This is a genomic window from Allobosea sp. GW823-FHT02B03 (assembly GCF_058797755.1).
In genome coordinates this window covers 237,613-263,540 of the sequence record NZ_JBXAJY010000008.1, presented here as the reverse complement: position 1 = coordinate 263,540, position 25,928 = coordinate 237,613, and the positions used below count along the sequence as shown (strand labels likewise).

The 25,928-nt window shown below is 65.7% G+C and carries 20 protein-coding genes, 1 pseudogene and 1 riboswitch; of the genes and pseudogenes, 15 read left to right on the top strand and 6 right to left on the bottom strand.

Annotated elements, in window-relative coordinates; genetic code table 11:
* Positions 1-42 precede the first annotated feature (42 nt).
* Entirely contained in the window at positions 43-2,304 is a 2,262-nt protein-coding gene (locus tag AC1REK_RS25895) for a TonB-dependent hemoglobin/transferrin/lactoferrin family receptor (RefSeq protein ID WP_492269993.1), read from the bottom strand.
* 272 nt (positions 2,305-2,576) lie between these two features.
* Positions 2,577-2,777: riboswitch (cobalamin riboswitch) on the top strand.
* Positions 2,778-2,889: 112 nt separating this feature from the next.
* Here AC1REK_RS25895 and AC1REK_RS25890 point away from each other — a divergent pair.
* The 5 genes and pseudogenes from AC1REK_RS25890 to AC1REK_RS25870 all read left to right on the top strand — a co-directional run bounded on the left by AC1REK_RS25890 (position 2,890) and on the right by AC1REK_RS25870 (position 9,310).
* A complete protein-coding gene (locus tag AC1REK_RS25890) occupies positions 2,890-5,805 on the top strand; it encodes a ribonucleoside-diphosphate reductase subunit alpha (RefSeq protein ID WP_327521286.1) in 2,916 nt (971 codons plus the stop codon).
* A gap of 124 nt (positions 5,806-5,929) precedes the next feature.
* The gene (locus tag AC1REK_RS25885) at positions 5,930-7,057 is read left to right on the top strand and encodes a ribonucleotide-diphosphate reductase subunit beta (RefSeq protein ID WP_327521285.1); all 1,128 of its coding nucleotides are present in this window, start codon (positions 5,930-5,932) and stop codon (positions 7,055-7,057) included.
* A gap of 336 nt (positions 7,058-7,393) precedes the next feature.
* A pseudogene (locus tag AC1REK_RS25880) lies at positions 7,394-7,723 on the top strand (IS3 family transposase); the annotation flags it as partial.
* 281 nt (positions 7,724-8,004) lie between these two features.
* A complete protein-coding gene (locus AC1REK_RS25875) occupies positions 8,005-8,268 on the top strand; it encodes a hypothetical protein (RefSeq protein WP_327521284.1) in 264 nt (87 codons plus the stop codon).
* A 232-nt stretch (positions 8,269-8,500) separates the two neighbouring features.
* Positions 8,501-9,310, top strand: a complete 810-nt coding sequence (locus AC1REK_RS25870; RefSeq protein ID WP_492269992.1) for a class I SAM-dependent methyltransferase — start codon at positions 8,501-8,503, stop codon at positions 9,308-9,310.
* Positions 9,311-9,403: 93 nt separating this feature from the next.
* Here the strand turns inward: AC1REK_RS25870 and AC1REK_RS25865 are convergent, their stop codons facing one another.
* The 4 genes from AC1REK_RS25865 to AC1REK_RS25850 form a co-directional block, all read right to left on the bottom strand.
* The gene (locus tag AC1REK_RS25865; protein ID WP_492269991.1) at positions 9,404-9,589 is read right to left on the bottom strand and encodes a hypothetical protein; all 186 of its coding nucleotides are present in this window, start codon (positions 9,587-9,589) and stop codon (positions 9,404-9,406) included.
* 135 nt (positions 9,590-9,724) lie between these two features.
* Entirely contained in the window at positions 9,725-10,180 is a 456-nt protein-coding gene (locus AC1REK_RS25860; RefSeq protein ID WP_492269990.1) for an RbsD/FucU family protein, read from the bottom strand.
* A 1-nt stretch (position 10,181) separates the two neighbouring features.
* Positions 10,182-11,021 carry an amidohydrolase family protein gene (locus AC1REK_RS25855; protein WP_492269989.1) on the bottom strand — a complete coding sequence of 280 codons (840 nt, stop codon included), beginning with the start codon at positions 11,019-11,021 and terminating at the stop codon, positions 10,182-10,184.
* Positions 11,022-11,025: 4 nt separating this feature from the next.
* Entirely contained in the window at positions 11,026-12,048 is a 1,023-nt protein-coding gene (locus AC1REK_RS25850) for an aldo/keto reductase (protein WP_492269988.1), read from the bottom strand.
* A 182-nt stretch (positions 12,049-12,230) separates the two neighbouring features.
* Between AC1REK_RS25850 and AC1REK_RS25845 the strand changes: the two genes are divergently transcribed.
* The 10 genes from AC1REK_RS25845 to AC1REK_RS25800 all read left to right on the top strand — a co-directional run bounded on the left by AC1REK_RS25845 (position 12,231) and on the right by AC1REK_RS25800 (position 24,035).
* A complete protein-coding gene (locus AC1REK_RS25845) occupies positions 12,231-13,583 on the top strand; it encodes an ABC transporter substrate-binding protein (protein WP_492269987.1) in 1,353 nt (450 codons plus the stop codon).
* Positions 13,584-13,723: 140 nt separating this feature from the next.
* Complete coding sequence (locus AC1REK_RS25840; RefSeq protein ID WP_066479357.1) at positions 13,724-14,653, top strand: carbohydrate ABC transporter permease; 930 nt, start codon at positions 13,724-13,726, stop codon at positions 14,651-14,653.
* Positions 14,654-14,777: 124 nt separating this feature from the next.
* Positions 14,778-15,596: a carbohydrate ABC transporter permease gene (locus AC1REK_RS25835; RefSeq protein ID WP_492269986.1), complete on the top strand. Its 819-nt coding sequence runs from the start codon at positions 14,778-14,780 to the stop codon at positions 15,594-15,596.
* Positions 15,597-15,675: 79 nt separating this feature from the next.
* Positions 15,676-16,572: a dihydrodipicolinate synthase family protein gene (locus AC1REK_RS25830; protein WP_327521276.1), complete on the top strand. Its 897-nt coding sequence runs from the start codon at positions 15,676-15,678 to the stop codon at positions 16,570-16,572.
* Positions 16,573-16,692: 120 nt separating this feature from the next.
* Positions 16,693-17,370 (top strand): GntR family transcriptional regulator, encoded by a 678-nt coding sequence (locus AC1REK_RS25825; RefSeq protein WP_066479364.1) that lies wholly within the window; start codon positions 16,693-16,695, stop codon positions 17,368-17,370.
* Between the two features lie 220 nt (positions 17,371-17,590).
* Positions 17,591-18,583: a sialic acid TRAP transporter substrate-binding protein SiaP gene (locus tag AC1REK_RS25820; RefSeq protein WP_492269985.1), complete on the top strand. Its 993-nt coding sequence runs from the start codon at positions 17,591-17,593 to the stop codon at positions 18,581-18,583.
* Between the two features lie 146 nt (positions 18,584-18,729).
* The gene (locus tag AC1REK_RS25815) at positions 18,730-19,227 is read left to right on the top strand and encodes a TRAP transporter small permease (protein WP_492269984.1); all 498 of its coding nucleotides are present in this window, start codon (positions 18,730-18,732) and stop codon (positions 19,225-19,227) included.
* Entirely contained in the window at positions 19,224-20,510 is a 1,287-nt protein-coding gene (locus AC1REK_RS25810; protein WP_492269983.1) for a TRAP transporter large permease, read from the top strand. The genes AC1REK_RS25815 and AC1REK_RS25810 overlap by 4 nt, the downstream gene beginning before the upstream one ends.
* Positions 20,511-20,637: 127 nt before the next feature.
* A complete protein-coding gene (locus AC1REK_RS25805) occupies positions 20,638-22,341 on the top strand; it encodes an AMP-binding protein (RefSeq protein ID WP_492269982.1) in 1,704 nt (567 codons plus the stop codon).
* 86 nt (positions 22,342-22,427) lie between these two features.
* Positions 22,428-24,035 carry a gamma-glutamyltransferase gene (locus tag AC1REK_RS25800; protein ID WP_492269981.1) on the top strand — a complete coding sequence of 536 codons (1,608 nt, stop codon included), beginning with the start codon at positions 22,428-22,430 and terminating at the stop codon, positions 24,033-24,035.
* A gap of 231 nt (positions 24,036-24,266) precedes the next feature.
* Here AC1REK_RS25800 and AC1REK_RS25795 read toward each other — a convergent pair whose 3' ends face one another.
* Positions 24,267-25,853: an ABC transporter substrate-binding protein gene (locus tag AC1REK_RS25795; RefSeq protein WP_316019230.1), complete on the bottom strand. Its 1,587-nt coding sequence runs from the start codon at positions 25,851-25,853 to the stop codon at positions 24,267-24,269.
* Between the last annotated feature and the right edge of the window lie 75 nt (positions 25,854-25,928).

The following is a 25,928-nucleotide window of genomic DNA, read 5'->3' as shown; positions in this document are numbered from 1 at the left end:
CCCACCAGGGCGGGCCGTCGTAAGGCGGGACAGGCGATCGTTTCAGAACTCGACGGAGGCGGCGAGCTTGAAGGTGCGGCCCGGCGCGGTCTGCAGTTCCAGCGGATTTGCCGCCGCAGCCGACGCGGGGGTCGGCACCTTCTCGAAGCCGTAGACGTTCGAGAAGTAGCGCTTGTCGAAGATGTTCTGGACGCCGCCTCGCACGGTGATGAACGAGGTCGGCTTCCAGTTGAGGAAGGCGTCGAACACCGAATAGCCGCCCGGCTTGAAGATGGCCGGCGTGCTGGCGCGGGTGACGCCCGAACCGAAGGTGCTGATGAACTCAGCCTCCAGCCCGTATTCCGGCATCAGGTATTTCAGCGCGGCCACAGCGGTAAAGGGGCTGATCGAGTTGTACGGCGTCGTCCGGGCACCAGCCTCCGTCTGCTGCGTTCCGTACTGGTAGCTGAGTGCGACATTACCGACCCAGCGCTCGTGGAACTTCCACTCGGCCGAGGCCTCGACGCCTGAAATCTTGACGCTCGCAAGGTTGCGATAGGTCAGGTCCACCGTGCCGGGGATCGTGGCGAAGTTCTGGATGAAGTCCTTGTAGTCGGCATGGAAGACACCGACCGAGAACCAGCCATTGGCGAAGCGGCCGCGCAGGCCGGCCTCGTAGGACTTGACGGTCTCCGGCTTGAGATCGGGGTTCGGGATCAGGTTCTGGTTGCCGAAGGGCAGCGAGGTGTAGAGCTGCTGCGCCGTCGGCATCTTGAAGCCCTGAGCGTAGCGGGCATAGAGCGAATAGGTGTCGTCGAGCCTGAAGAGCGTCCCGACCTGCGGGATCAGCTTGTGGGAATCGATGTCGCGCGGTTCCTTGCCCGGCACGATCACATAGCCGGCCCCGATGCTCGGCTCGATCTTGTAGTTGGCGTAGCGAACGCCCGGCGTGATCGTCCAACGGCCGTTCAGCAGCTCGATCTCGTCCTGCAGGAAGAAGTCGTAGCGCGTGGTGGTCGCATTGGCGAAGTTGAAGCCGCCGGCGATCGTCGTGGTGGTGACGCCGGTCGTCATGTTCCGGACGTCGTCGCGACGCTCATAGTCGGTGTTGGTGATGTCGCCCTGGAAGCCGTAGGTCAGCTTGTGGAAGGTCGAGCCCAGCGCGAAGCTCGACTTGGCCTCGATGTCGAGCTGCGAGAACTTCTCGGAGTAGTCGAGGATCCCGCGCGTGTAGCGCTGCTGGCCATTCGCCAGTGTCTGAAGCCGCTTATTGGTCATCTCGCGCTTCTGCGGCGAGAAGGACGCCTGCCAGCGGATCGAGTCCAGGAAACTGGCGCCGACATCCCACTGATGCTCGAGGGCGATGCGCTGGCGCGACTTCACCTCGTCCCGCACATAAGGACCGTTGCGGGTGCCCAGGCTGACGACATTGTAGTCCCACAGCTGGTTCACGCTCGAAGAGTTGTCGAAATACTCCCCGGTCAGCTTGAAGGTGTGGTCGGTCGTCGGTTTGAAGACCAGCTTGCCGAACGCGTTCCACACCGTGCTGTCGAGCGGATTCAGCGTGTCGCAGCCGATATAGCGCAGGCTCGGCACCGGGCAGCCCCAGCGGCCGCCATTGGCGCGGGCACGGCTGAGCTTGGCTTCCTGCGCGGTCGTGTGGCTCAGTCCGACGATGGCCTCGAGCGTCGGCGTCAGCCTGAACGCTGCGGTTCCGGTCTTGGTGAAAGCGCGGTTGAAGCTGTCGTAGTTTGCATCGAGCTTGACCGCGTAGGGCTTGTCCTTGCCCTTGAGCAGATCCTGTGGGTCGAGCGTACGGAACGAGACGATGCCGCCGAGGGCATCCGCGCCCCAAAGCACCGAGCCCGGTCCGCGCACGATCTCGACGCTCTTCAGGAAGGGCATGTCGACGAAGTTGCGGTTGCCGTCGGTGATGCGCTCGATCACGCGCGATCCGTCGACCTGCATCTGCACGCGGTTGCCGCCGACGCCGCGGATGTTGAAGCCTTCGTAGTTGCCGAAGGGGTCCGTCCCGCTGGTGATGCGGTTGACGCTGACGCCGGGCTGGTAGCGCACGAGATCCTGGATGTCGCGGGTCATGCGCTCTTCGAGTTCCGTGCGCGGAATGACCGTGACGTTACCCGGAACATCCAGCGCCAACTTCTCGCCGCGCGTGGCCGTCACGGTGATCTGGTCGAGGGAAATCGTCCCGGCCTGCGTGCCAGCAGGCGCGGTTTCCCCGACAGACTGGGCATGAGATATCGCGATCGGCGACGCCGAAAAAAGCAGTGTCGCGATTAGGTATAGATTGTAATTGTTCTTCATAGCAGTGACCCAGCCCAAAGATGCGGCTGTCTACTATGTGATTCTGGATCTTCGCAAATAGATTCATTTTTCCTAGGGCAATAAATAACTGGTTAAATTCTAAATTTAGCGTTCCGTTTGTATTGATTATCTATTTTAATTATCTGAAGTTTGGTTTGTTGCTGTAGAAATTCTAATCTAAATGCGCTCGAGATTTGACCCGCGCTCGAAATGACAGGCCCCTCCGACGGCTTGCTGACGTGCGATGGATTGACAACGGTGACGCGCGTGCCACTAGATATAGTGGTCACGGTCTCTCGAATCACCGGTTCGAGAGCTAAGAGGGAAGCCGGTGGAACACCGGCGCTGCCCCCGCAACTGTAAGCGGCGAGTTCGCGTCCATCCGTAAGTCACTGGGGTCGAAAGGCTCTGGGAAGACGGGACGAGAGCTATGACCCGCGAGCCAGGAGACCTGCCGCGACCTCGTTGAACGTCCTCGGGCGGGGTGTCCCGGTGGTGCGCTTGGCAGGTCGCGGCCTTGTGGTGCCGCGTGCCTTCTCGACGCAACCGCTCTGGCCTTTGCCCCCAACATTTGGGGTTGATGCCATGTCTCTTTCTCTTGAAGCCGAGCGGCCGGTTGCCGTTTCTCCGGCCGCCGATCTCGCGGTCACCAGGGCACCCGGCAATGAACCCGGCTACCAGGTTATTCGCCGTAACGGCGCGGTCACGCCGTTCGATCCATCGAAGATCTCGGTCGCGCTGACCAAGGCGTTTCTCGCCGTCGAGGGCTCGAACGCTGCTGCCTCGCGTCGCATCCACGAAGCCGTCGCGGAGATGACCGAGCAGGTCGTGGCGGGACTGACCCGCCGGGCCGCGAACGGCCGCACCTTCCATATCGAGGACGTCCAGGATCAGGTCGAGCTCGCGCTGATGCGCGGAGAGCATCACAAGGTCGCTCGCGCCTATGTGCTCTATCGCGAGGAGCGAGCCCGGGAGCGGGCCAGGGCGGTTGCCGAGATGCAGCCGGCGACCGCTTTGGCACCAGCATCCCACATGAAGCTTGCTGACGGCACGATGGTGCCGCTCGACGCTGCTCGCCTGGAGAAGGTCGTGCGCGAGGCCTGCGCGGGTCTCGACGGCGTCTCGGCCGAGCCGATCCTGACGGAAGCGCGCCGCAACCTCTATGACGGCATCTCGCTCGACGAACTGGCGCTGGCGCCGATCCTGGCCGCGCGTACGCTGATCGAGAGCGAGCCGAACTACGCCAAGGTCTCGGCCCGCCTTCTGCTCGACAAGCTCCGTCGCGAGGCGCTGAGCTTCGTCCATGGCCATGCCGAGCAGGCGACGCAGGAAGAGATGGCAGCCGGCTATGGCGAGTATTTCGCGGCCTATCTCAAGACCGGCATCGCCAACGAGCTGATCGACCCCGAACTCGGCCGCTTCGACATCGCCCGCATCGCCGCCGCTCTGAAGCCCGAGCGCGATTTCCAGTTCGACTATTTAGGCTTCCAGACGCTCTATGACCGCTATTTCCTGCATGTGCGCGGCAACCGCTTCGAGCTGCCGCAGGCCTTCTTCATGCGCGTCGCCATGGGCCTTAGCCTTCGCGAGATCGACCGCGAGGCGCGGACGATCGAGTTCTACGACCTGCTCTCGTCCTTCGACTTCATGGCCTCGACGCCGACGCTGTTCAACTCGGGCACGCTGCGTCCGCAGCTCTCCTCCTGCTTCCTGACGACGGTTGCCGACGATCTCGACGGCATCTTCAAGGCGGTGAAGGACAATGCGCTGCTGGCCAAATACTCGGGCGGGCTCGGCAATGACTGGACGCCGGTGCGAGGCCTCGGCGCCCATATCAAGGGCACCAATGGCGAGAGCCAGGGCGTCGTGCCCTTCCTGAAAGTCGCCAACGACACGGCGATCGCGGTCAACCAGGGCGGCAAGCGCAAGGGTGCGGTCTGCGCCTATCTCGAGACCTGGCATGTCGACATCGAGGAGTTCCTCGACCTTCGCAAGAACACCGGCGACGACCGCCGCCGCACCCATGACATGAACACGGCGAACTGGATCCCCGACCTGTTCATGCAGCGCGTCGAGGCCGGCGCCGACTGGACGCTGTTCTCGCCCGACGAGGTGCCGGACCTGCATGACCTCTATGGCAAGCCCTTCAAGACGGCCTACGAGGCCTATGAGGCCAAGGCTGCGGCCGGCCAGATCAAGGTCTTCAAGCGCGTGAAGGCGCTCGATCTCTGGCGGCGCATGCTGACCATGCTGTTCGAGACCGGGCATCCCTGGATCACCTTCAAGGATGCCTGCAATCTGCGCTCGCCGCAGCAGCATGCCGGCGTGGTGCATTCCTCGAACCTCTGCACGGAGATCACGCTCAACACCTCGGCCGACGAGGTCGCGGTCTGCAATCTGGGCTCGGTCAACCTGGCCGCGCATGTGACTGCGAACGGCCTCGATCAGGCGCGGCTGGCGCGGACCGTGAAGACCGCGATGCGGATGCTCGACAACGTCGTCGACATCAATTTCTACACGATCCCGGAGGCGCGCCGCTCGAACCTGCGCCACCGCCCGGTCGGCCTCGGCCTGATGGGCTTCCAGGATGCACTCCAGACCCTGCGCCTGCCGGCGGCGTCTGAGGAGGCGGTCGCCTTCGCCGACAACTCCATGGAGGCGATCAGCTTCCATGCGATCTCGGCCTCGGTCGGTCTCGCCGCCGAGCGCGGCCGCTATCCGAGCTTCGAGGGTTCGCTCTGGTCGAAGGGCATCCTGCCGATCGACTCGCTCGATATCCTCTCGGAGTCCCGCGATGGCGATGTCGAGCTGGACCGCTCCGCGACGCTGGATTGGGAAGGGCTGCGCGAGCGGGTGAAGACCACCGGCATGCGCAACTCCAACACGATGGCGATCGCGCCGACCGCGACGATCTCCAACATCGTCGGCGTCTCGCAGTCGATCGAGCCGTCCTACAGCCAGCTTTACGTCAAGGCGAACATGTCGGGCGACTTCACCGTGGTGAACGCCGGGCTCGTGCACGACCTCAAGGCGAGGGGGCTCTGGGACGAGGTGATGGTCTCCGACCTCAAGTATTACGACGGCAAGGTGAGCCAGATCGACCGCGTTCCCGCCGATCTGAAAGCGCTTTATGCGACCTCCTTCGAGATCCCGACGGAGTGGCTGATCCGCGCTGCGGCGCGCCGGCAGAAATGGATCGACCAGGGCCAGTCGCTCAACCTCTACATGGCCCAGCCTTCCGGCCGGAAGCTCGACGAGGCTTATCGGCTCGCCTGGCGGCTGGGCCTGAAGACGACCTATTACCTGCGCGCCTTGTCGGCGACCCATGTCGAGAAATCGACCCTGAAGGGGACCGACGGCAAGCTCAACGCGGTCTCGGCCACCGTGCCGGTCGCTGCCAAGACGGCCGCGCCGATCATCGTCGACATCCCGCTGGAAAACGGCATGGCCGTGCCCAATGCCTGCTCGCTCGACGATCCGACCTGCGAAGCCTGTCAGTAACAACCGCTGTCATTCTCCATCGCGCAACGCCGGAGAGGACATTCGCAGGGAACCCTCTCCTGGAAGGAGAGGGTTCCCTGCGCCTGCATCTTCACGCTTTCACGTTTCAAGAATGGAACATCCCATGCTCGACTGGTCCGACACCAAGCCGGCGACCCCGGCCAATCTTGCCATCCTCACCAACCCGACGCCTGCCTCAGACGCCACTGGCCTCGGCGAGATCGACCGCAATGGCGGGCGCGTCACCGTCGACGAGAAGCGCATGATCAATGCGCGCGCCGACGTGAACCAGCTCCTGCCGCTCAAGTACAAATGGGCCTGGGAGAAGTACCTCTCGGGCTGCAACAATCACTGGATGCCGACCGAGGTCTCGATGCAGGCCGACATCGCGCTGTGGAAGTCGAAGGACGGGCTTTCCGAGGACGAGCGGCGCATGCTCAAGCGCAATCTCGGCTTCTTCGCTGCGTCCGAGAGCCTCGTCGCCAACAACATCGTGCTGGCGATCTACCGCCACCTGACCAACCCCGAATGCCGGCAGTACCTGCTGCGCCAGGCCTTCGAGGAGGCGATCCACACGCACACCTTCCAGTACATCGTCGAGAGCCTCGGCCTCGACGAGGGCGAACTGTTCAACATGTATCGCGAGGTGCCTTCGATCACCGACAAGGCGGCCTGGGCGCTGAAGCACACCCAGAGCATCGAGAATCCGGCGTTCCGCACCGGCACGCCCGAGAACGATCAGGCCCTGCTGCGCGACCTGATCACCTTCTACGTGATCTTCGAGGGCATGTGGTTCTACACCGGCTTCGCGCAGATCCTCTCGCTCGGCCGGCGCAACAAGATGGTCGGCATCGCCGAGCAGTACCAGTACATCCTGCGCGACGAGTCGATCCATCTCAACTTCGGCATCGACGTGATCAACCAGATCAAGATCGAGAACCCGCATCTCTGGACGAAAGCCTTCCAGGACGAGGTCCGCGGCATGATCCGCGATGCGGCCGAGCTGGAGGCAGCCTATGGCCGCGACACGATGCCGAGGGGCTTCCTGGGCCTGAACGCGGCACTCTGCGAGCAGTACATGCACTTCATCGCCAATCGCCGCTGCGCCCAGCTCGGGCTGACGCCTGTTTTCGCCGAGACCGAGAACCCGTTCCCCTGGATGAGCGAGGCGATGGACCTCAAGAAGGAGAAGAACTTCTTCGAGACCCGCGTCATCGAATACCAGAACGGCGGCGCCCTGAGCTGGGAGTAGTGCACTGCGCGCCCGCCTGGGATGTCGGCTTGTGGGCGAAAGGCAAACTTCTGCTTGTGGCGCGATGGAGTTGGAGTTGACCCGGTTTTGTGGACACCCTTGACGTCATTTTCTGGAGTGTCCGATGCCACGTTTTCGATCCGTGTACCCGCCGGAGTTCCGGCGGCAGATGGTCGAGTTGGTTTGATCCGGGCGAACGCCTGAAGAGCTGTCGCGGGAATTCGAGCCAACAGCGCGATCCATCGCGAAACTGGGTCCGTCGGGCTGATTGCGACGCCTGCAAGCGCAGTGACGGTGCGACGACGGCCGAGCGCGAGGAACTAATCCGCCTGCGCCGTGAGAACCAGCGCCTGCGGCAGGAGCGCGATATCCTGTCAAAGGCGGCAGCCTGGTTCGCGCGGGAGAGCAAGGCGAACCCGAACGGATTTTCTTAGTTGTGAGCGCGCACCCGCCGTGTTCACGATCAAGACCATAGCCCGTGTCTTCAAGGTCTCCGCATCAGGCTATTATGCCTGGCGCGGCAGACCTGCCTCGGCACGGGCGACAGCCGACCTCGATCTCACCCGGAAGATCCGCACGATCCATGCGGCCTCGCGCAAAACCTATGGCGCACCGCGGATCCATGCCGAGCTCAAGGCCGAGGGAGTGGGCATGGCAAGAAGCGTGCCCCGCCTGATGGGCGAGCGGGCTCGTCGGCCCCAGCCGACGGCGAGGGATCACGACAACGAAGGGCGCGCCCGCGCATCGGCCGGCGAACGGTCTGGTCCGGAGGAGGTTCGCTGCTTCGCGCGGCCCTTCGGGTCTTTGTCGAGAAGCCGAACGAACTGTGGGTGGCCGATATCACCTTCGTGCCCACGCTCTCCGGCTTCCTGTTCCTGGCCGTCGTCATGGATGCCTGGTCGCGCCGGATTGTCGGATGAGTCTTCTCTGCCGACCTTAAGACGCGGGTGGCCCCCGATACGCTCGACATGGCGCTCGCGGCACGCACGCCCGAGAACGTCATCCACCATAGTGATCAGGGCTTGCAGTATACCTCGCTGGCCTTCGGCAACCGCTGTAAGGACGCCGGCGTCAGAGCCTCGACCGGTTCCGCCAGCGACGCCTACGACAATGCGATGTGCAAGAGCTTCTTCGCGACGCTAGAATGCGAACTGCTCGATCGGCATAGCTTCCGCTCGTACGGCGAAGCCCGAAGCTGGGCTGCCCGGTGAGCTGCCGCGCGTCGTTGACGGGATGGTCCTGTTCAGCAGCTTTTTTGGACGGAAGATTCGACTCCGATACGGAGGCGATCTCGGGCGCGATTGACAGGTAGGTTGCAGGGCGAATATTGCTGCCGGCAGCTCGAATGAGTGTCCGCGGCTCTTTGCGTAAAGAGTAATCTGGGGCTTGAATTGACGCGCATGATTACTCTTTGCCTGTCGATCGCATCTAACAGCTAGATCCATGCATCCCACAGTTGAGCGGATTCTGCGTCGCCGCGGTATTTCGGTGGCCGATTTCGATGCGGCGGTTACTCAAGCGCTTCGCCTGCTTGGCGACCAGCAGGCAATCAGCGCGCGCATGCAGATCGCGGCCGCTCTGGCTTCCCATCCCGGAGGGCGGCTCTGCGATGTCGGCGGGAGCACCTCGGCCTATCTCGTCGTGGCGCATGTTCTGGGCACGGCGGTGACCATCGTCGATACCCTGCCTTACCTCGATGACGATACCCAGGGCTTCCCGGAGGAGGTCAGGCGCCGGCTGAAGCTGTTCGACAAGCTCGGCATCGCGATTCAGCGCTCGGACGTGTTCCAGACGCCCCTGCCGCCTGCCAGCTTCGACGTCGCCGTCGCCTTCGAGACGATCGAGCATTTCGACCATTCGCCGAAGCCGGTCCTGACCGCAATGGTGGAGGCACTCGTGCCTGGTGGCCGCCTTTGTCTGTCGACGCCCAATATCGCCCGCATCGACATGCGGATGCGCCTGCTGCGCGGAAAGACCGTCCACGAATCCTTCCCGTCCTTCTTCCATGACGGCAATCCGTTCATCGGCCACCATCGCGAGTACACGCTCTCGGAGTTCCAGGCGCTGCCGGGCATGCTTGGACTGGAGCCTCTCGACGTTTTCGCGGTGAACGCCGCCTATGAGAGCCGCAAGCCCAAGAACGCCGCGCAGCAGTTCCTGATCGGGCTGGAGGAGCGGCATGGTCTCGGCGACCGCCTGCTTCCGCCGACCTGGCGCAAGCATGTCTGGCTCGACGCGCACAAGCGGGCCTGATGTCTGCGCGGCGGGGGCTTTGCCTCCCCGCCTGCGTCCCACGTCCTCCGCGCTTCAAGGCCGCGATGCGAGGTCCGCGGCCACTGCCGGCGGTCAGGCGAACATCATGACGCCGACCATGGCGATGACGACCAGCACGAGCCCGCTGACGAGCATCGGCACCAGCGTGCTGTCGCCTTCGGCGGGCAGCTGATTGGTCACCTTGATGGCCGTTGCGGGTGCATGCGGCGCGGCGGCGCTTGGCGCGGCGAGGACTTCCTGTCGTGCTCGGTCGATCATCGCTCTGACAGTCCTGAAAGTGCATTCGGACTGTCGATTTTTATGCCATAAAAGATGTATTGTAAATGACGCTTTTAATGCGAGGGCCCAAACGCCCGGCGATGACCGCCGCGGCACGGCTCCTTGCCGGTGCGATCAGCCTGGCTCGCCGGCGATCACGCCCTTGCGAAAGAGGAAGCAGCCATAGGGCCGGGGATCGCCGACCTGGACCACCGCGAAGCTCTTCTTTGCCGCCTCGTAGAAGGCGAAGCGCTCGATTCCGGCGAGCGGCTCCGGGCGGCCGAGCGCCCTGGCGAGCTCGTGCTCGACCTGGCGCTGGACCCCCGGCATGGCGGCGGCATCGTCGACGACCAGCATGCGCCTCGCCGGCTCCGGCTCGAAATCGTCGATCGGCAGCACGGAGAGGATGGCGCGGGCGGCGCGAGCCATGGTCAGGCCGGGCAGGCGGATCAGTCGCCCGCTCGTGGTCGCGCGCGCAATCGTTTCGGCCGGGTGATTGGCGTCGACGAGCGCGAGATCGTCGCCATGGCCCATTGCCGCGAGGACCCAGAGCAGGTCGGCGGAAAGGACCGGGTCGAGATTTCTGAGCATCTCAGTTGCGTCCGCGCTGCGAGAGATAGAGCCGGCGGGCATTGCCGCCGAGAATGGCTTCGCGCTGCGCGTCCGGCAGGGCGGCGAGCAGCGCGTCCGCGGCGCCGAACCATTGCGCATAGCTCGCCCGCAGCGTCACCACCGGCCAGTCGCTGCCCCAGATCAGGCGCTCGGGGCCGAAGGCGGCAAGCAGATGCGCGACGACCGGCTTCAGCGTTGCCAGCGTCCAGTCGGCGCGGGCTTCGGTGACCAGCCCCGAGAGCTTGCAGAAGACCTGCGGATGCGCGGCGAGCGCCGTCATGCCGCCGCGCCAGGCGGTGAGGTCGCCGGTGGCAAGGTTCGGCTTGGCGCCGTGGTCGATCACGACGGAAAGCTCGGGATGGCGCTCAAGCACCGCGAGCATCGGCGCGATATGGCGCGGCTTGAGCAGGGCGTCGAAGACGAGGCCCTGTTCCGCCATGGCTCGGAAGGCGGGCGCCAGCCCGGGGCGTGCCAGCCAGCGATCATCGTCGATGTCGTGTACCATGGGTCGCAGCCCAACGAGCAGGCGATTGCCGGCGAGTTCTGCGATGCGTTCCGCAGCATTGCCCGCGTCGAAATCGGCCCAGCCGACGACGCCGGCGACAAAGGGGGTATTTGCGGCAAGATCGAGCAGGAAGGCCGTCTCCGCCTCGGTCGGTGCGGCCTGGACCAGGATGGTGCGGCAGATGCCGTGGCGCGCCAGCAGCGGTTCGAGGTCGTCCGGGCCGAAATCGCGATGGATGACGCCAAGCGCCGGCGTCAGCCAGCCATAATCGCCGCGGGCGAGGCTCCAGAAATGCTGATGCGCGTCGATCCGCATGGCGTCACCCCGGAGCCGGCACATCGACGCCGAGCAGCCCTTCGGCCTTCAGCTCGCTCCAGAGTGCAGCTGGTATTGGAGCCGAAAGCGCGGCGATCTGGTCGGCGACCTCGGCCGGCGTGACCGCGCCCATCACCAGGCTTGAAACCGCGGGATGGCCGAGCGGAAATTGAAGGGCGGCGCGGCGCAAGGGCACACCATTGCGGACGCAGACGGCTTCGATCGCGGCGACACGGGCGAGGATCTCGGGCGGGGCCGGGCGATAATTATAGCGCGCGCCCGGCACCGGGCCGGTCGCCAGGATGCCGGAGTTGAAAACGCCGCCGAGCATCAGGCCGATGCCCTTCTCCAAGGCGAGCGGCATGAAGGAGGCGAGCGCCGGCTGTTCCAAGAGGGAATAGCGGCCGGCGAGCAGCATGCCGTCGAAATCGCCGGCGCGGGCGAAGCGCTCGCACATCTCGGCCTCGTTGACGCCGACGCCGATCGCCTTCACAGCCCCCGCCGAGCGTAGCCTTTCGAGAGCGCGGTAGGCGCCGTCCATCGCTTCGGCGAAACGCGTCTCGATCCGGTCGGCGCCATGGGTCCAGACATCGACGTCGTGGATCAAGACGATGTCGAGACGATCGACGCCGAGGCGCAGCGCCGACTGTTCGAGCGAGCGCATGGCTCCGTCATAGGAGTAGTCGAAGCGCAGACCGTGCGGCAGGCCACCGAGATAGCCCGAGCCGTCGCCGCGTCCGGCGAAGGGCTCGGCGAAGCGGCCGACCTTGGTCGAGATGATGACGTCCTTGCGGCCGGAGCGGCGCAGGGCCGCGCCGATGCGATGCTCCGACAGGCCGTGCCCATAGAGCGGCGAGGTGTCGATCAGGCTGACGCCGGCTGCGAGTGCTGCCTCGACGGTCGCGATGGCGGTCGCCTCGTCGAGACGGGCATAGAGATCGCCGAGCGGGGCGCCGCCGAAGCCGAGGGCGCTCGGCATCAGTCCGGAGCGGCCGAGCGGCCTTGAGGGGAGCGTCGAAACAGTCATGGGCGTGAGGCCGCCTGCTGGAGGTTCAACACTATGTGCACGCCAACATGTCAGCTTGCAACCGACTTTAAACCGGACTAGCGTCGCCACCTCGGCACGGGCCGGCCCTTCGCGGGCGCGGCCTGCCGGCATTGGATCAAAGGGCCCGGAGCGGCCTTCTCAAGTCCACAGGGAGGACGACCATGACCGACAGCATTCTGAAGCCGACGCGGCGTGGCCTGCTGCGCGGCGCCGCCGCGCTCGGCGCCACCAGCGCGGTCGCCTCGCCGTTGGTGCTGCGCGAGGCGCACGCCCAGGCGGCGTTCAACTGGAAGCGCTTTTCCGGCCAGTCGATCGACGTGCTGCTGGTCAAGAATCCGCGCTCCGATCTGTTCCAGGCCGCCGAGAAGGAGTTCACCGAGCTCACGGGCATCAAGGTCTCCTCCGAGCAGGTGCCTGAGCAGCAGCAGCGCCAGAAGGCGGTGATCGAGTTCGCCTCGGGCAAGCCGAGCTTCGACGTCAGCGCGATCTCTCTGCATGTGCAGAAGCGCATGGCGGCCAAGGGCAAATGGTTCGCCGACCTCTCGCCCTTCATCAAGGACGCCTCGCTGACCTCGCCCGACTTCAATTTCGAGGATTTCGGCGCCGGCGCCGTTTCCTATGCCCGTCAGGCCGACGGGGCGCTCGATACGCTGCCCTATTTCGTCGACTACTGGATGGTCTACTACAACAAGGAGCTCTTCGACGCGAAGGGCGTCGCCTACCCGAAGACCATGGACGAGATGGCGGTCGCTGCCGCCAAGCTGCACGACCCGGCCAAGGGCGTCGCCGGCTTCGTCTCGCGCGGGCTGAAGAACGCCAACGTTCCGGTCTGGGCCTGCCTGCTGCTCGGGCAGGGCGTCGAGACCACCTCGGCCGATGGCAAGCTCCTGACCGATACGCCCGAGGCGATCTGGGCGGGCGAGCTCTACAAGAAGCTCAACAAGGACACCGGTCCGGTCGGAGCCGTCGGCTTCAACTGGAACGAATGCCAGACCACCTTCATGCAGGGCCGGGCCGCGATGTGGCTCGACGGCATCGGTTTTGCGACGCCGCTCGAGGATCCCTCGAAGTCGCGCATCGTCGGCAAGGTCGGCTATGGCGTCACCCCGCCGGGCCCGAAGGCGCATCATGCCGGCATGTTCGGCGACGGCATCGGCATCTCGCGCGGTTCCGCCAAGAAGGAAGCGGCCTGGCTCTACATCCAGTTCATCACCAACAAGGCCCAGCAGCTCGCCATGCTGAAGGCGGGCGCCGGCGCGCCGGCCCGCTCCTCCGCCTATCTCGACAAGGCGACGATCGAGTCCTCGAAATTCGGCAAGCAGTATTTCGACTGCCTGCTGAATTCGGCGAAGATCGCCCGCGCGGCGCTGCCGCAGATCGTCCCGGTCACCGAGTTCCGCGATGTCTTCGGCGTCGGCCTGACCAACATGATCGGTGGGGCCGATGTCGCGACCGAGCTGAAGAAGGCGACCGAGGCCTTCGCGCCGGTGCTCGCCAAGAGCGAGCAGGGCTGAGGGCCGACAGACCTGCCGCGGGACGCGTCATGGTCGGGCTTGTCCCGACCATCCACGCCTCCCCCTAGGCAGGGCGACGTTCAAGACGCGGATGCTCGCCACAAGGGCGAGCATGAGGGCGTGAATTTCCAGAGCAGCAGATGACCAGCACCACCTTGCCAGCTTCCGGCCTCGCGAACCCGGCGCAGCCACCTGCGGCGGATTCGAAGGATTTCACGCCGCGCTACTGGCTGTTCTCGTTGCCGGCGGTGCTGATCGTCGCCAGCGTGATCGTCTTCCCCTGGCTGTTCACGCTCTACATGTCGAGCCAGGACTGGAAGATCGGCGGCGGGCCGGAGTTCGTCGGCCTGCAGAACTATGCCGAGCTGCTGCGCGATCCGCGCTTCATCGAGTCGATGGGGCACACCTTCTATTTCACCGTGCTCGCCGTGGTGCTGCCGATCGTCTTCGGAACCGCCGCGGCCCTGGTCTTCCATCGCGAATTCCCGTTCCGCGGTCTGCTGCGCACCATCTTCGTGATGCCGATGATGGCGACGCCGGTCGCGGTGGCGCTGGTCTGGACGATGATGTTCCACCCCCAACTCGGCGTGCTGAACTACCTGCTCTCGCTTATCGGCATCGGCCCGCAGCCATGGGTCTATTCGCCCAGCACCGTGATCCCGACGCTGGTCCTGGTCGAGGTCTGGCACTGGACGCCGCTGGTCATGCTGATCGTGCTAGGCGGCCTCGCCGGGCTGCCGCGCGAGCCCTACGAATCCGCGCTGATCGACGGCGCCAATGACTGGCACATGTTCCGCCACATCACGTTGCCGCTGGTCTGGCCCTTCATCATGGTGGCGATCGTGATCCGCACCATCGACGCGCTGAAGGCCTTCGACACGATCTTCGTGATCACCCAGGGCGGGCCGGGCACGGCCTCCGAGACGCTGAACATCTTCCTCTATCTGCAGGCCTTCCAGTTCTACAAGATCGGCTACGCCTCGGCAGTCGTGGTGATCTTCTTCGTGATCATCATCATGCTCTCGCTGCTGCTGCTCTATGCGCGCCAGAAGTCGAAGTGGAACGCGTGATGCGCAGGACGTTCGACCTTTCGTCATTGCGAGCGCAGCGAAGCAATCCAGGAAGACTGGGTGCGCGGCTGCCCCTGGATTGCTTCGTCGCTGCGCTCCTCGCAATGACGGGGAGGGCGATCCGATGAACCGCATCGCCAAGAAGCTCGGCTTCTACGCCTCGGTCTTCGTGCTGGTCTCGCCGGCGGTGCTGGTCTTCCTCTGGATGATCTCGCTCTCGCTGAAGAACGAGCTCGACAACACCGCCTTCCCGCCGGTGTTCATCCCGAACCCGCCGACGCTGGCGAACTATCTCGACGTGTTCGAGAAGAACAATTTCGCGCTCTATCTCTGGAACTCGATCCTGGTCACCGGTGGGGCGGTGCTGGTCGGCCTCGCCGTCGGCGTGCCGGCCGGCTATGGCATCGCGCGTGGCAAGGCGACCAAATTCGCGATCCTGATCCTGATCGCAAGGATGACGCCGGCGCTGTCCTATCTGATCCCGCTCTTCCTGCTGTTCCAGATGACCGGCCTGGTCGGCACGATCACCGCACTGGTCATCACCCATCTCGTGATCACCATCCCGATCATCGTCTGGATCATGATCGGGTACTTCGAGAACGTCCCGATGGAGCTCGAGGACGCCGCACGCATCGACGGCGCCACGACGTGGCAGGCCTTCCGCCATGTCGCGCTGCCGCTGGCCCGGCCCGGCATCGTCGTCGGCGGCATCCTCGCCTTCATCTTCTCCTGGAACAATTTCATCTTCTCGGTGGTGCTGGGCGGCAAGGCGAGCCGGACGCTGCCCTCGGCCGTCTACAACTCGCTGACCTTCGAGCAGATCTCCTGGGGACCTCTCGCGGCCGCCGCGCTCCTGGTGACGCTGCCGGTGCTGCTGCTGACCGTGCTCGCCCAGCGCGAGATCGTCGCGGGCCTCTCCGCCGGAGGGCTCAAGGATGGCTGAGCCGCTTGCCGCTAGACTGTCTGCGCGCTAACCTTTGTCTAACATGTCAGTTTAACACGCTCTGGGAAAGACGATCTCCATGGCTCTCGACACCAATCGCTTCGGCCTCTCCTGCGCCATTACCACGCCGATGCGGGAGGGCGGCGCCGTCGACCTGCCGCGGCTCGTCCATCACGCCCGCTACGTTCTGGCCAATGGCTGCGACAGCGTCACCCTGTTCGGCACCACCGGCGAGGGGGCGGCGCTCGGCGCCCCGGCCCGGACCGCGATGCTGGGCGCGCTGGTCGGCGCCGGCATCGACCCGGCCCGGCAGATCTATGCCGGCATCGCCGCCTCCTCGCTGCACGAGGCGGTCGAGCAGGCGCAGACGGCGCTGAACATCGGGGCAAAGGGGCTTTTGGTCGCGCCGCCCTTCTACTTCAAGGGCGTCAGCGACGAGGGGCTCTATGCCTGGTTCTCGCAGTTCTTCGAGAAGCTCGGCCCGTCGGCGCGCAACACCATCCTCTACCACATTCCCTCGGTGACGGCGGTCAACATCTCGGTCGGTCTGGTCGAGCGGCTGAAGAAGGCGTTTCCGGGCGTCGTCACCGGCGTCAAGGATTCCTCCTGCGACTATCCGACGACGGAAGCCTTCCTCAAGGCGCATGGCGAGCTCGCCATCCTGGTCGGCGACGAGCGCCTGCTGGCGCGGGCGGTCCGGGCCGGTGCGCAGGGCTCGATCTGCGGCGTCGCCAACCTCGTTCCGCAGCTGCTGCGGCCGCTGGTCTATGAGGGCATCGAGAATCCGGTCGTGAACGCGCTGGTCGACGAGATCTGTTCCTATCCGGTGTTGCCGGCGGTAAAGGCGCTGGTCGGCCATCTGCATGGCGATGCCGGCTATGGCGCGATGCGGGCACCGCTGACGGCGCTCGACGAGAGCCAGCGCAAGCGGCTGTTCGCGGCCTTCGACCAGATCACACGCGCCAAGGCGGCCTAGAGCATGTTCCGCAGAAGTGGGGGCCACTTTTGCGATAAGAACATGCTCCAACCTGGTTTGGCGCGAATTCACGTCGTTCAGCCGGTTCCGGCTGAACGGAAAGCGCGCTGAGGAGACGAGATGAGCCAGTCCGAGCCGGAGCGCGAAGGCGAGCCGCTGAAGCTCAGGGAGCGGGCCTATGCCAGCTTCACCGAGCGGCTGCTCGCCCGCGAGATCAAGCCGGGCCAGTTCGTCACCCAGCGCGAGCTCGTCGCGATGACGGGCTTCCCGCTCGGCGCCATCCGGGAGCTGATCCCGCGGCTGGAGGCCGAAGGGCTGATCAAGACTGTGCCGCAGCGCGGCATGCAAGTCGCCCATGTCGACCTCAACCTGATCCGCAATGCTTTCCAGTTCCGGCTCTTCCTCGAGAAGGAAGCGACGGCGGCCTATGCCCGCAATGCCAGCGACGCGGAGATCGCCGAGCAGCGCGAGCGTCACGAGGCGATCGTGCGGCGCGCCGAGGCCGGCGAGGAAGGTCAGGCGCTGATCGAGGAGGCCGAGGATGTCGACCGGCTGATGCATGAGGCGATCATCGATCACCTCGACAACGACATCGTCAGCCAGGCCTTCCGCGTCACCTGGCTGAAGATCAGGCTGATCCGGCAATACGAGACGCGCATCCACAACAGCATCATCGTGCCGGTGATGCAGGATCATCTGAAGATCATCGCCGCGATCGAAACGCGCGATCCGGAGGCGGCCGCCGCGGCGATGAGCGAGCACATCAACAACGCCCGGACCCGGGCGATGAGCTACTGAAACGCATAATCGAGCCGGAAACCGGCCGTTCTGAGGGAGAAGACCAAGGCGCTCGATCTCCAAACCCTCATCCTGAGGAGCCGCGAAAGCGGCGTCTCGAAGGATGCTCCAGGAAGCTCCGGAACCAGCTGGAGCATCCTTCGAGACGCGATCTCAAGATCGCTCCTCAGGATGAGGGAGTGGAGGGAAGCGCCGGCGTCACACAGGGAGGAGGACAATCATGACGAAGCTGACCAAGCGCGCCTTTCTCGCCGGCTCGGCCGCGGCCGGTGCCGCGATCGCGATGCCGACCGTGCTGCGGGCCCAGGCGACCGTGCTGCGCTGGGGCGAGATGCTGCCGACGACCCATCCGCAGGTGCAGATGGTCGATCGCATCGCCAAGGAGGTGAAGGAGAAGACCTCTGGCCGCGTCGACATCCAGTCCTTCCCGGCCGGCCAGCTCGGCTCCGGCAAGGACATGATGGAATCGGTCGCCTCGGGCGCGCTGACGATGACGACGGACGGCGCCGCCGCGCTCGGTTCCTTCCTGCCGCAGCTCTCGGTGGTCGAGGCGCCCTATCTCTGGCGCGACCCTGCCCACATGGCCAAGGTCGCCAAGGCGCCGGTCTTCACCCAGATGAACGACGAGCTCGCCAAGAAGCGCGGCATGCGCATGGCCGCGGTGACCTATTATGGCAAGCGCCACCTGACCACAGGCTCCAAGGCGGTGAAGAGCGCAGCCGATGTCGCCGGTCTCAAGCTCAGGGTGCCGCCGGTCGACACCTTCCGCGCCATGGTCGAGGCCTGGGGCGCCAAGGCGACGCCGGTCAACTTCAACGAGCTCTACTTGGCGCTCAGCCAGGGCGCGGTCGATGGCCAGGAGAACCCGCTGCCGACGATCCACAGCGCCAAGCTGCAGGAGGTGCAGAAGCACCTTATCCTGACCGGCCACATCATCACGCCGCGCCTGATCGTCATCAACCAGGACTTCTGGAAGGGGCTGAAGGACGCCGACCGGACGATCCTCGAAGCCGCGATCGCCAATGGTGTCGCCTGGCAGGACGCCGAGCTCGCCAGCCAGGAGGGCAGCCTCGTCGCGACGCTGAAGGCGGCGGGCATGACGGTCACCGAGCCTGATCTCGAAAGCTTCAGCAAGCCCGTTCTGGCAACCCTGCCGAAGCAGTTCGAGGGCAAATGGGGCAAGGGCACCTGGGACGCGCTCGCGGCGTTGTGACGCCTTCCTCTTTGTGGTCATCCCGGGCGAGCGCAGCCCGACCCGGGATCCATTCCTGAGCGGTTCAGGCATGGGTCCCGGCTCTTCGCTTCGCTCCGGCCGGGACGACAAGGTCTTAGATTTCCGCCTTGATCGGGAAGCCGCGTTTGAAATCCCTCGTCGCTCTCTCTGACCGTTTCGTCCGCGCCGCCGCCGTCGCCCTGCTGCTTTCGCTGCTCGTCGCGGTGCTGCTCGGCGTCGCCTCGCGCCAGCTGAATGCGCCGCTCGCCTGGACCGATGAGCTGGCGCAATATCTGCTCGTCTGGACCGGCTTCGTCGGCTGGATTATCGCCGCCCGGCGGCGCGCGCATATCCGGATCACCGTCTTCGCCGACCTCCTGCCGAAACCGGCCGGGCGGCTGCTTGAGCTCGTTACGCAGGTGGCGATCATCCTCTTCGCTGCGGTCCTGATCCGCCACTCCTTCGGCCTGATCGAGCGGACCTGGGATGTCGAATCGATCGCGCTGCCGGTGAGCAGTGCGGCGCTCTATGTGGTGATGCCGCTCGCCGGCCTCGCCTTGATTCTGCAGGCGCTGGCCGAGATCGGCGATGTGCTTGCCGGCCGCAAGATCGAGACCGCCGAGCCGGGGACGCAGCCGCTATGAGCACCTTGATGCTGCAGATCCTGCCGGTCTGGTTCATCGCGCTGCTGATGGGCGTACCGCTCTTCGTCTCGATGGGGCTCGCGGCGATCGCCTTCGCCTTCCTCGGCGGCTTCCCGTTCGGCATCGTGCCGCAGAAGATCGCGCAATCCGCCAATTCCTTTCCGCTGCTGGCGGCGCCGCTCTTCATCCTGATGGGCAACATCATGAATTCGGCGGGGATCACCGACCGGATCTTCGCCTTCGCCACGGCCTGCGTCGGCTGGCTGCGCGGCGGGCTCTGCCACGCGAACATTCTCGCCAGCGTGATCTTCGCGGGAATGTCCGGCTCTGCGGTGGCCGATGCCGGTGGCGTCGGCACGCTCGAGATCAAGGCGATGCAGGACGAGGGCTACGACGCGGAGACCGCGGCCGCGATCACCGCGGCCTCGGCGACGATCGGCCCGATCATCCCGCCCTCGCTGCCGATGGTGATCTATGGCGTCTCCGCCGACGTCTCGATCGGCGGGCTCTTCCTTGCAGGCGTCATCCCTGGCCTGCTGATGGCCGGCGCGCTGATGGCGATGGTGGTCTATGTCGCCAGAAAGCGCGACCTGCCGCGTCACCCCTTCCCTGGCACGGCGCAGCTCTGGGTCGCCTACAAGGAGGCGCACTGGGCGCTGATGACACCGGTCATCCTGTTCGGCGGCATGATGGGCGGGATCTTCACGCCGACGGAAGCGGCCGCGGTCGCGACCGCCTATGCGCTGGTGCTCGGGCTCTTCGTTTACCGGAGCTTCTCGCTGAACGATCTGCCCGAACTTGTCGTGCAGACTGTCGAGACGACCGGCGTCGTGCTGGCGCTGGTGATGACGGCGGCGGCGCTCGGCTGGTGCCTGTCGATCTCGCGTATCCCGCAGACCGTCGGTCCGATGCTGGTCGACCTCGCCGGCAATCCGCTGGTCTTCCTCCTGATCGTCAACCTGCTGCTGCTCTTCGTCGGCTGCTTCATGGAAGCGCTGGCGGCGATGCTGATCCTGATCCCGATCCTGACGCCGGCGGCGGCGCAGTTCGGCATCGACCCGATCCAGTTCGGGCTGATCTTCGTGCTCAACCTGATGATCGGCACGATCACGCCGCCGGTCGGCGTCGTGCTCTTCGTTACCTCGAAGATCGCCAAGATCTCGTTCGAGGCGATGTCGCGGGCGATCGTGCCCTGGCTGATCCCGCTGCTCGCCGTGCTCGCTGCGATTACGCTCTGGCCGCCGCTGACGACCTGGTTGCCGAATCTCGTCCTCGGCAAGTGAACGCACCGCAGCGCCCGGCGGCATGTCGGGCGCCTGTGGCACTTGCGGCGCCCCGAAAGATCGATTCTTCTCAAGGCCGCCGCAGCGCCACCCAGAGGGCGCGACGAGAGAGCGGGAGGAGACGGGTTTGCAGTTGCAGGAAGCCGCCTATCTGGCCGGGTTGCACGCGCTCTGGGACAAGGCCTGGCCGCCCGAGCTGCCGCGAAAGCCGCATTATCCGCTGGGCGAGATCGCGATCAGCGAGCATCTCAGGGAATGGGCGCGGCGCCAGCCGGAAAAGCCCGCCTGCATCTTTTACGGTACCGAGATCAGCTATGCCGAGCTCGACCGGCTGAGCGACCGTTTCGCCGCGCTGCTTACCGAGCATGGCGTCCGCCGCGGCGACCGGATCGCGGTCTTCCTGCCGAACTGCCCGCAATTCATGATCGTCTTCTTCGGCATCCTGAAGCTCGGATGCGTGCACGTGCCGGTGAACCCGCTCTTCCGCGAGGCAGAGCTCGCCTATGAGCTCAACGACACCGCGGCCGAAGTCGTCATCTGCCTGGACGCGCTGCTGCCGGTGCTGCGCAAGGTCCGCGGCGAAACGTCGGTGAAGACGGTGTTCGTCACCGGCTTTGCCGATTTCATGCCGGCCGAGCCGAGCTTTCCGGCTCCCGCCGCCGTATTGCAGCCGCGCCTGCCGGCCGGGGAGGGCGAGAGCGAGCTGATGCCGGCGCTGGCGACCTGCCGCGGCCCGGCTCCGGAGATGACCCCCGATCTCGAGGCGGTCGCGGCGCTGAACTATACCGGCGGCACCACCGGCATGCCGAAGGGCTGCGTTCATACGCAGGGCGACATGCTCTACACGGCGGCGACCGCGCTCGCGACCAGCTTCGCGTTGACGCCGAACGATGTCGTCGTGAACTTCGTGCCGATCTTCTGGATCGCCGGCGAGGATACCGGGCTGCTCTTCCCGATCGTCGCGGGGGCGACCGTCGTGCTGATGGCGCGCTGGGATCCGGTCGGCTTCATGGCGGCGGTCGAGCGCTACCGAGCGAGCTTTTCCTATCTGCTCGTCGACAACACGGTCGAGGTGCTCGAGCACGAGCGCGTGCGCGATTTCGACCTGACATCGCTGAAGCGGGTGCGGGTCTCCTCCTTCGTCAAGAAGCTCAATCCGGAGTTCCGCAGCCGCTGGCGCGAGCTTACCGGCGGCACCATGGTCGAGGCCGCCTGGGGAATGACCGAGACGCACACCATGGATTCCTTCAGCGTCGGCATGCAGCAGGACGACTTCGACCTTCTCTCGCAGCCGGTCTTCGTCGGGCTGCCGCAGGCCGGGACCGAGTTCAAGATCTGCGATTTCGAGACCGGCGCGCTGAAGCCGCTCGGCGAGGAGGGCGAAATCTGCATGCGCTCGCCCTCGCTGATGAAGGGCTATTGGAACAAGCCGGAGGCTACCGCCGAGGCGATCCGCGGCGGCTTCCTGCACACCGGCGATATCGGCGTGATCGACACCGAGGGTTATCTCCACTTCCTCGGCCGGCGCAAGGAGATGCTCAAGGTCAAGGGCATGAGTGTTTTCCCGGCCGAGATCGAGGCGCTGCTCGGCCAGCATCCGGCGATCGCCGGCTCCGGCGTGATCGGCCGCGAGGATGCCGAGCGCGGCCAGGTGCCGGTCGCCTATATCTGCCTCAACCCGGCGGCCGCCGAACAGCCGGACGAGGCTGCGCTGACCGCCTGGTGCAAGGCGCGGATGGCCGCCTACAAGGTGCCGGAGATCCGCATCGTCCCCGCTCTGCCGATGACCGCGACCGGCAAGGTCAAGAAGGAGGAGCTGCGCACGCTGTGAATGCGTGGCAGCCCTTCGCCGGCGGCCGATGACCACGGCCGGCGGCCATGCCACCTTGGCGGTGAGATAGTCCGGAGAGACCGAGCATGACTGCCGCACCGCGCCGCGCCGAAGCCTATCGCACGCAGAACTGGAAGCTGGAAAAGCCCGCGGCGCGCGGGCGCGGCGGCATCGTCGTCTCGCAGAATCATGAGGCCGCTGCCGCCGGTGCCGCGATCCTCGAAGCCGGCGGTAACGCCGCCGATGCCGTGGTCGCGACGGCCTTTGCGCTGGCCGCGGTCGAGCCCTGGAACAGCGGGCTCGGCGGCATCGGTTTCGGCGTCGTGCTGAAGGCCGGCGAGAGCAAGGCCGAGGTCGTCGATTTCGGGCCGGTGGCGCCGCGCCGCGCCGATCCGGCCGATTATCCGCTGACCGGCGAGATGAAACTCGATTTCTTCGCCTGGCCGGGCGTGGTCGGCGACCGCAACATCCACGGGCCGCTCTCCTTCTGCATCCCCTCCTCGGTTGCCGGCTACACGACGCTGAAGGAGCGCTTCGGCACGACGATGCCGGTCTCCGAACTGCTCCAGCCCGCGATCGCGCTCGCAAGGCGCGGTCTCGCGCTGGACTGGTACACGACGTTGAAGATCGCCTCCTCGGCCTCGGTGCTCCGGCTCTATGAGGAAAGCGCCCGGATCTACCTGCCGGACGGTCTGCCGCCGGTGCCGCCCTATCAGGGCGTGCCGGGCTTCAGGCCGCTCGGCAATCTCGCGGCGACGCTGGAGCATCTGGCCAAGGCCGGTCTCGACGATTTCTATCGCGGCGAGCTGGCGGGGCGGCTTGCCGCCGACATCGCCGCGGCCGGCGGCGTCGTCGATGCGCAGGACCTCGCCGATTGCGTCGCCAGCGTGCGCGATGCGCCGGTGATCGACTGGCGCGGCACGCATCGCATCCACACCGCCGGCGGGCTGACGGCGGCGCCGACCCTGCAGGCGGTGATCGAGGGGATGGCGGAGAGCAGGCCCGCAGCCGGCGGGCCCAATGCCGCCTGGTTCGCTAGGCTCTCGCAGGTGATGCGCGAGGCCTATTCGAGCCGGCTCGAAGGCCTCGGCGCGGCGCAAGCTGCGAAGGAGCCGAGCGAGACCTGCACCACCCATCTCACCGTGGTCGATGGCGACGGCAATCTCGTCGCCCTGACCACGACGCTGCTGTCTTCCATGGGCAGCCGCTATGTCCTGCCCGATACCGGCGTGCTGATGAACAACGGCATGATGTGGTTCGATCCGCGCCCGGGCAGCGCCAATGCGATCGCGCCGGGCGCGCGGCCCTTGTGCAATATGTGCCCGGTGGTGGTGACGCCGGCCGATGGCGGCTGGCCGCGCCATGCGGCGGGAGCCTCTGGCGGTCGGCGCATCCTCGCCAGCGTCTACCAGTCGCTCGCCTTCACCCTGGATTGCGGGATGGGCCTCGAGGAGGCGGCGCATCAGCCGCGCATCGACGTCTCCGGTCCGGACGGTGCCAGCGCCGATGCCCGCCTGCCGGAGGCGACGCTGGACGCGCTTGCGGCAGCGGGGCCGCTGACCGTGGTCGAGCACGGCGTGCTGCCACTGAACTTCGCCTGCCCGAACATCATCCGGGCGGAAAAGGGCGCGGCACAGGGGATCAGCGACGCTGCCTCGCCCTGGTCGGCGGCGGTGGCGGCGGGAACGGCGTAGGCGCACGAGCCACCGCGGTAGAACCCCTCTCCTGGAAGGAGAGGGGTAGGGGTGAGGTGTTCGGGAGAGAAATCGTTGGCCTGAACGCGGCTGGGCGGTGAGCGCTCGCGGAGCTGGTTCGACGGCCTACACCCCACCCTGCCCTCTCCTTACAGGAGGGGGTTCCCCGCGCCTTACCGACACGAGATTCTCGGGTCAGCGCTGTGCGCCGCCCGAGAATGACGGTGGGCGTCAAACCCGCTTCAGCCCCCAGGGATAGGGCGCCGAGCCCGGCAGCATGCCGGTCAGGTCCTTGCGGTAGGCCGTCTTGATGACGAACTGGCCGAGCGGGATGGTGGCGCATTCCTCGAGTGCGAGCCGGCCCAGCGTGACTGCCGCCTTCTTCTGCGCGGCCTCGTCCGGCGCATAGAGCCATTCCTCGGCCAGTTCCTCGGCCTTGGCATTGGTCCACCAGCCGAACCAGCCCTTCTCGCCCGGGCCGCGGACGAGATTGGAGAGCGCCGGGTTGCCCCAGCCGACCGCCGCGCCGGTGGTGTGGAAGATGCTCCAGCCGCCCTTCTCGACCGGCTCGCGGCTGTTGCGGCGCTGGATCACCGTGCCCCAGTCGCTCGCCGCCATCTCGACATTCATGCCCATCGACTTGAGCAGTTCGTAGGTGACGTCGCCGAGCGGGCCGATATCGGGGAAGTCGGTCGGGTTGATGATGACGACCTTCTCGCCCTTGTAGCCGGACTCCTTCAGCGCCGCCTTGGCCTTGTCGAGACTCTGCGGCATCAGGTCCTCGAGCTCGCCGGTGTAATAGGGCGTGCCGCGCCACCACAGGTTCCGGCAGATTTGCCAGGCGGTGGTGTCGTCGCCTTGGGAGGCCCGCATATAGTCTTCCTGATTGACGCCCATGCGGACGGCGGCGCGGACCTTGGGATTGTTGAAGGGCGGCTGCAGATGGTTCAGCCGCATGATCGAGCCGCGGCCGTTCTTGTCGATGACCTCGCGGGTGACGTCCGGGCTCCGCGCGAGCAGCGGCTGGAGGTCGGCGAGCGGGCGCTCCCACCAGTCGATCTCGCCCTTGGTCAGGGCGGCGGCGGCGGTCGCGGGGTCGGGCAGGATCGGCCATTCGATGCGCTTGAAATGCGCGACCTTGCCGCCGGCATTGCGGCTCGGCGGCTCGCTGCGCGGCTTGTAGGCCTCGTTCTTCTCGTAGACCACGCGGCTGCCGGTTACGTACTCGGCGGCGATGAACTTGTAGGGGCCGGAGCCGGTCATCTCGGTGACCTGCTTGGTGGCGTCGGTCTGCGCCAGGCGCTCGGGCATGATGAAGGGCGGGTTATCGGCTTTGGCGAGGCAGTCCAGCATCATCGGGAAGGGCCGGGTCAGCTTGATCTCGATGGTCCGCTCGTCGGGTGCGCCCCAGGCCTCGACGGCCTTGATCAGGAGTTGGCCATAGGGATCGCGCTGGCACCAGCGCTTCAGGCTCTGGATGCAGTCGGCCGGGCGGACGGGCTGGCCGTCATGAAAGGCGAGGCCCTCGCGCAGCTTGATCTTCCAGACCTTGCCGTCGGCCGAGATCTCATGGCCCTCGGCCATTTGCGGCTGCGGCTTCAGATCGAGATCGCCGCCATAGAGCGTGTCGAAGACGTAGTAGCCATGGTTGTTGGTGACGGTGGCCGTCGTCCAGATCGGGTCGAGCGAGGTGAGGTTGGCCTGCGGCGCCATCTTCATCACGGTGGCGTTCGCCGCTTGAGCGAATGCGCCCCGTGTCATGGCTGGAGCGAACAGGGCGGCGGCTGCCGTGCCCTGCAGAAACTGACGGCGCTTCATATGGTCTCTCCCCTTTTATGATTGGTCTAACAGTCGATGAAACTTGTCTCTCTGCTCTTTGTGGAGTGGGGCCGG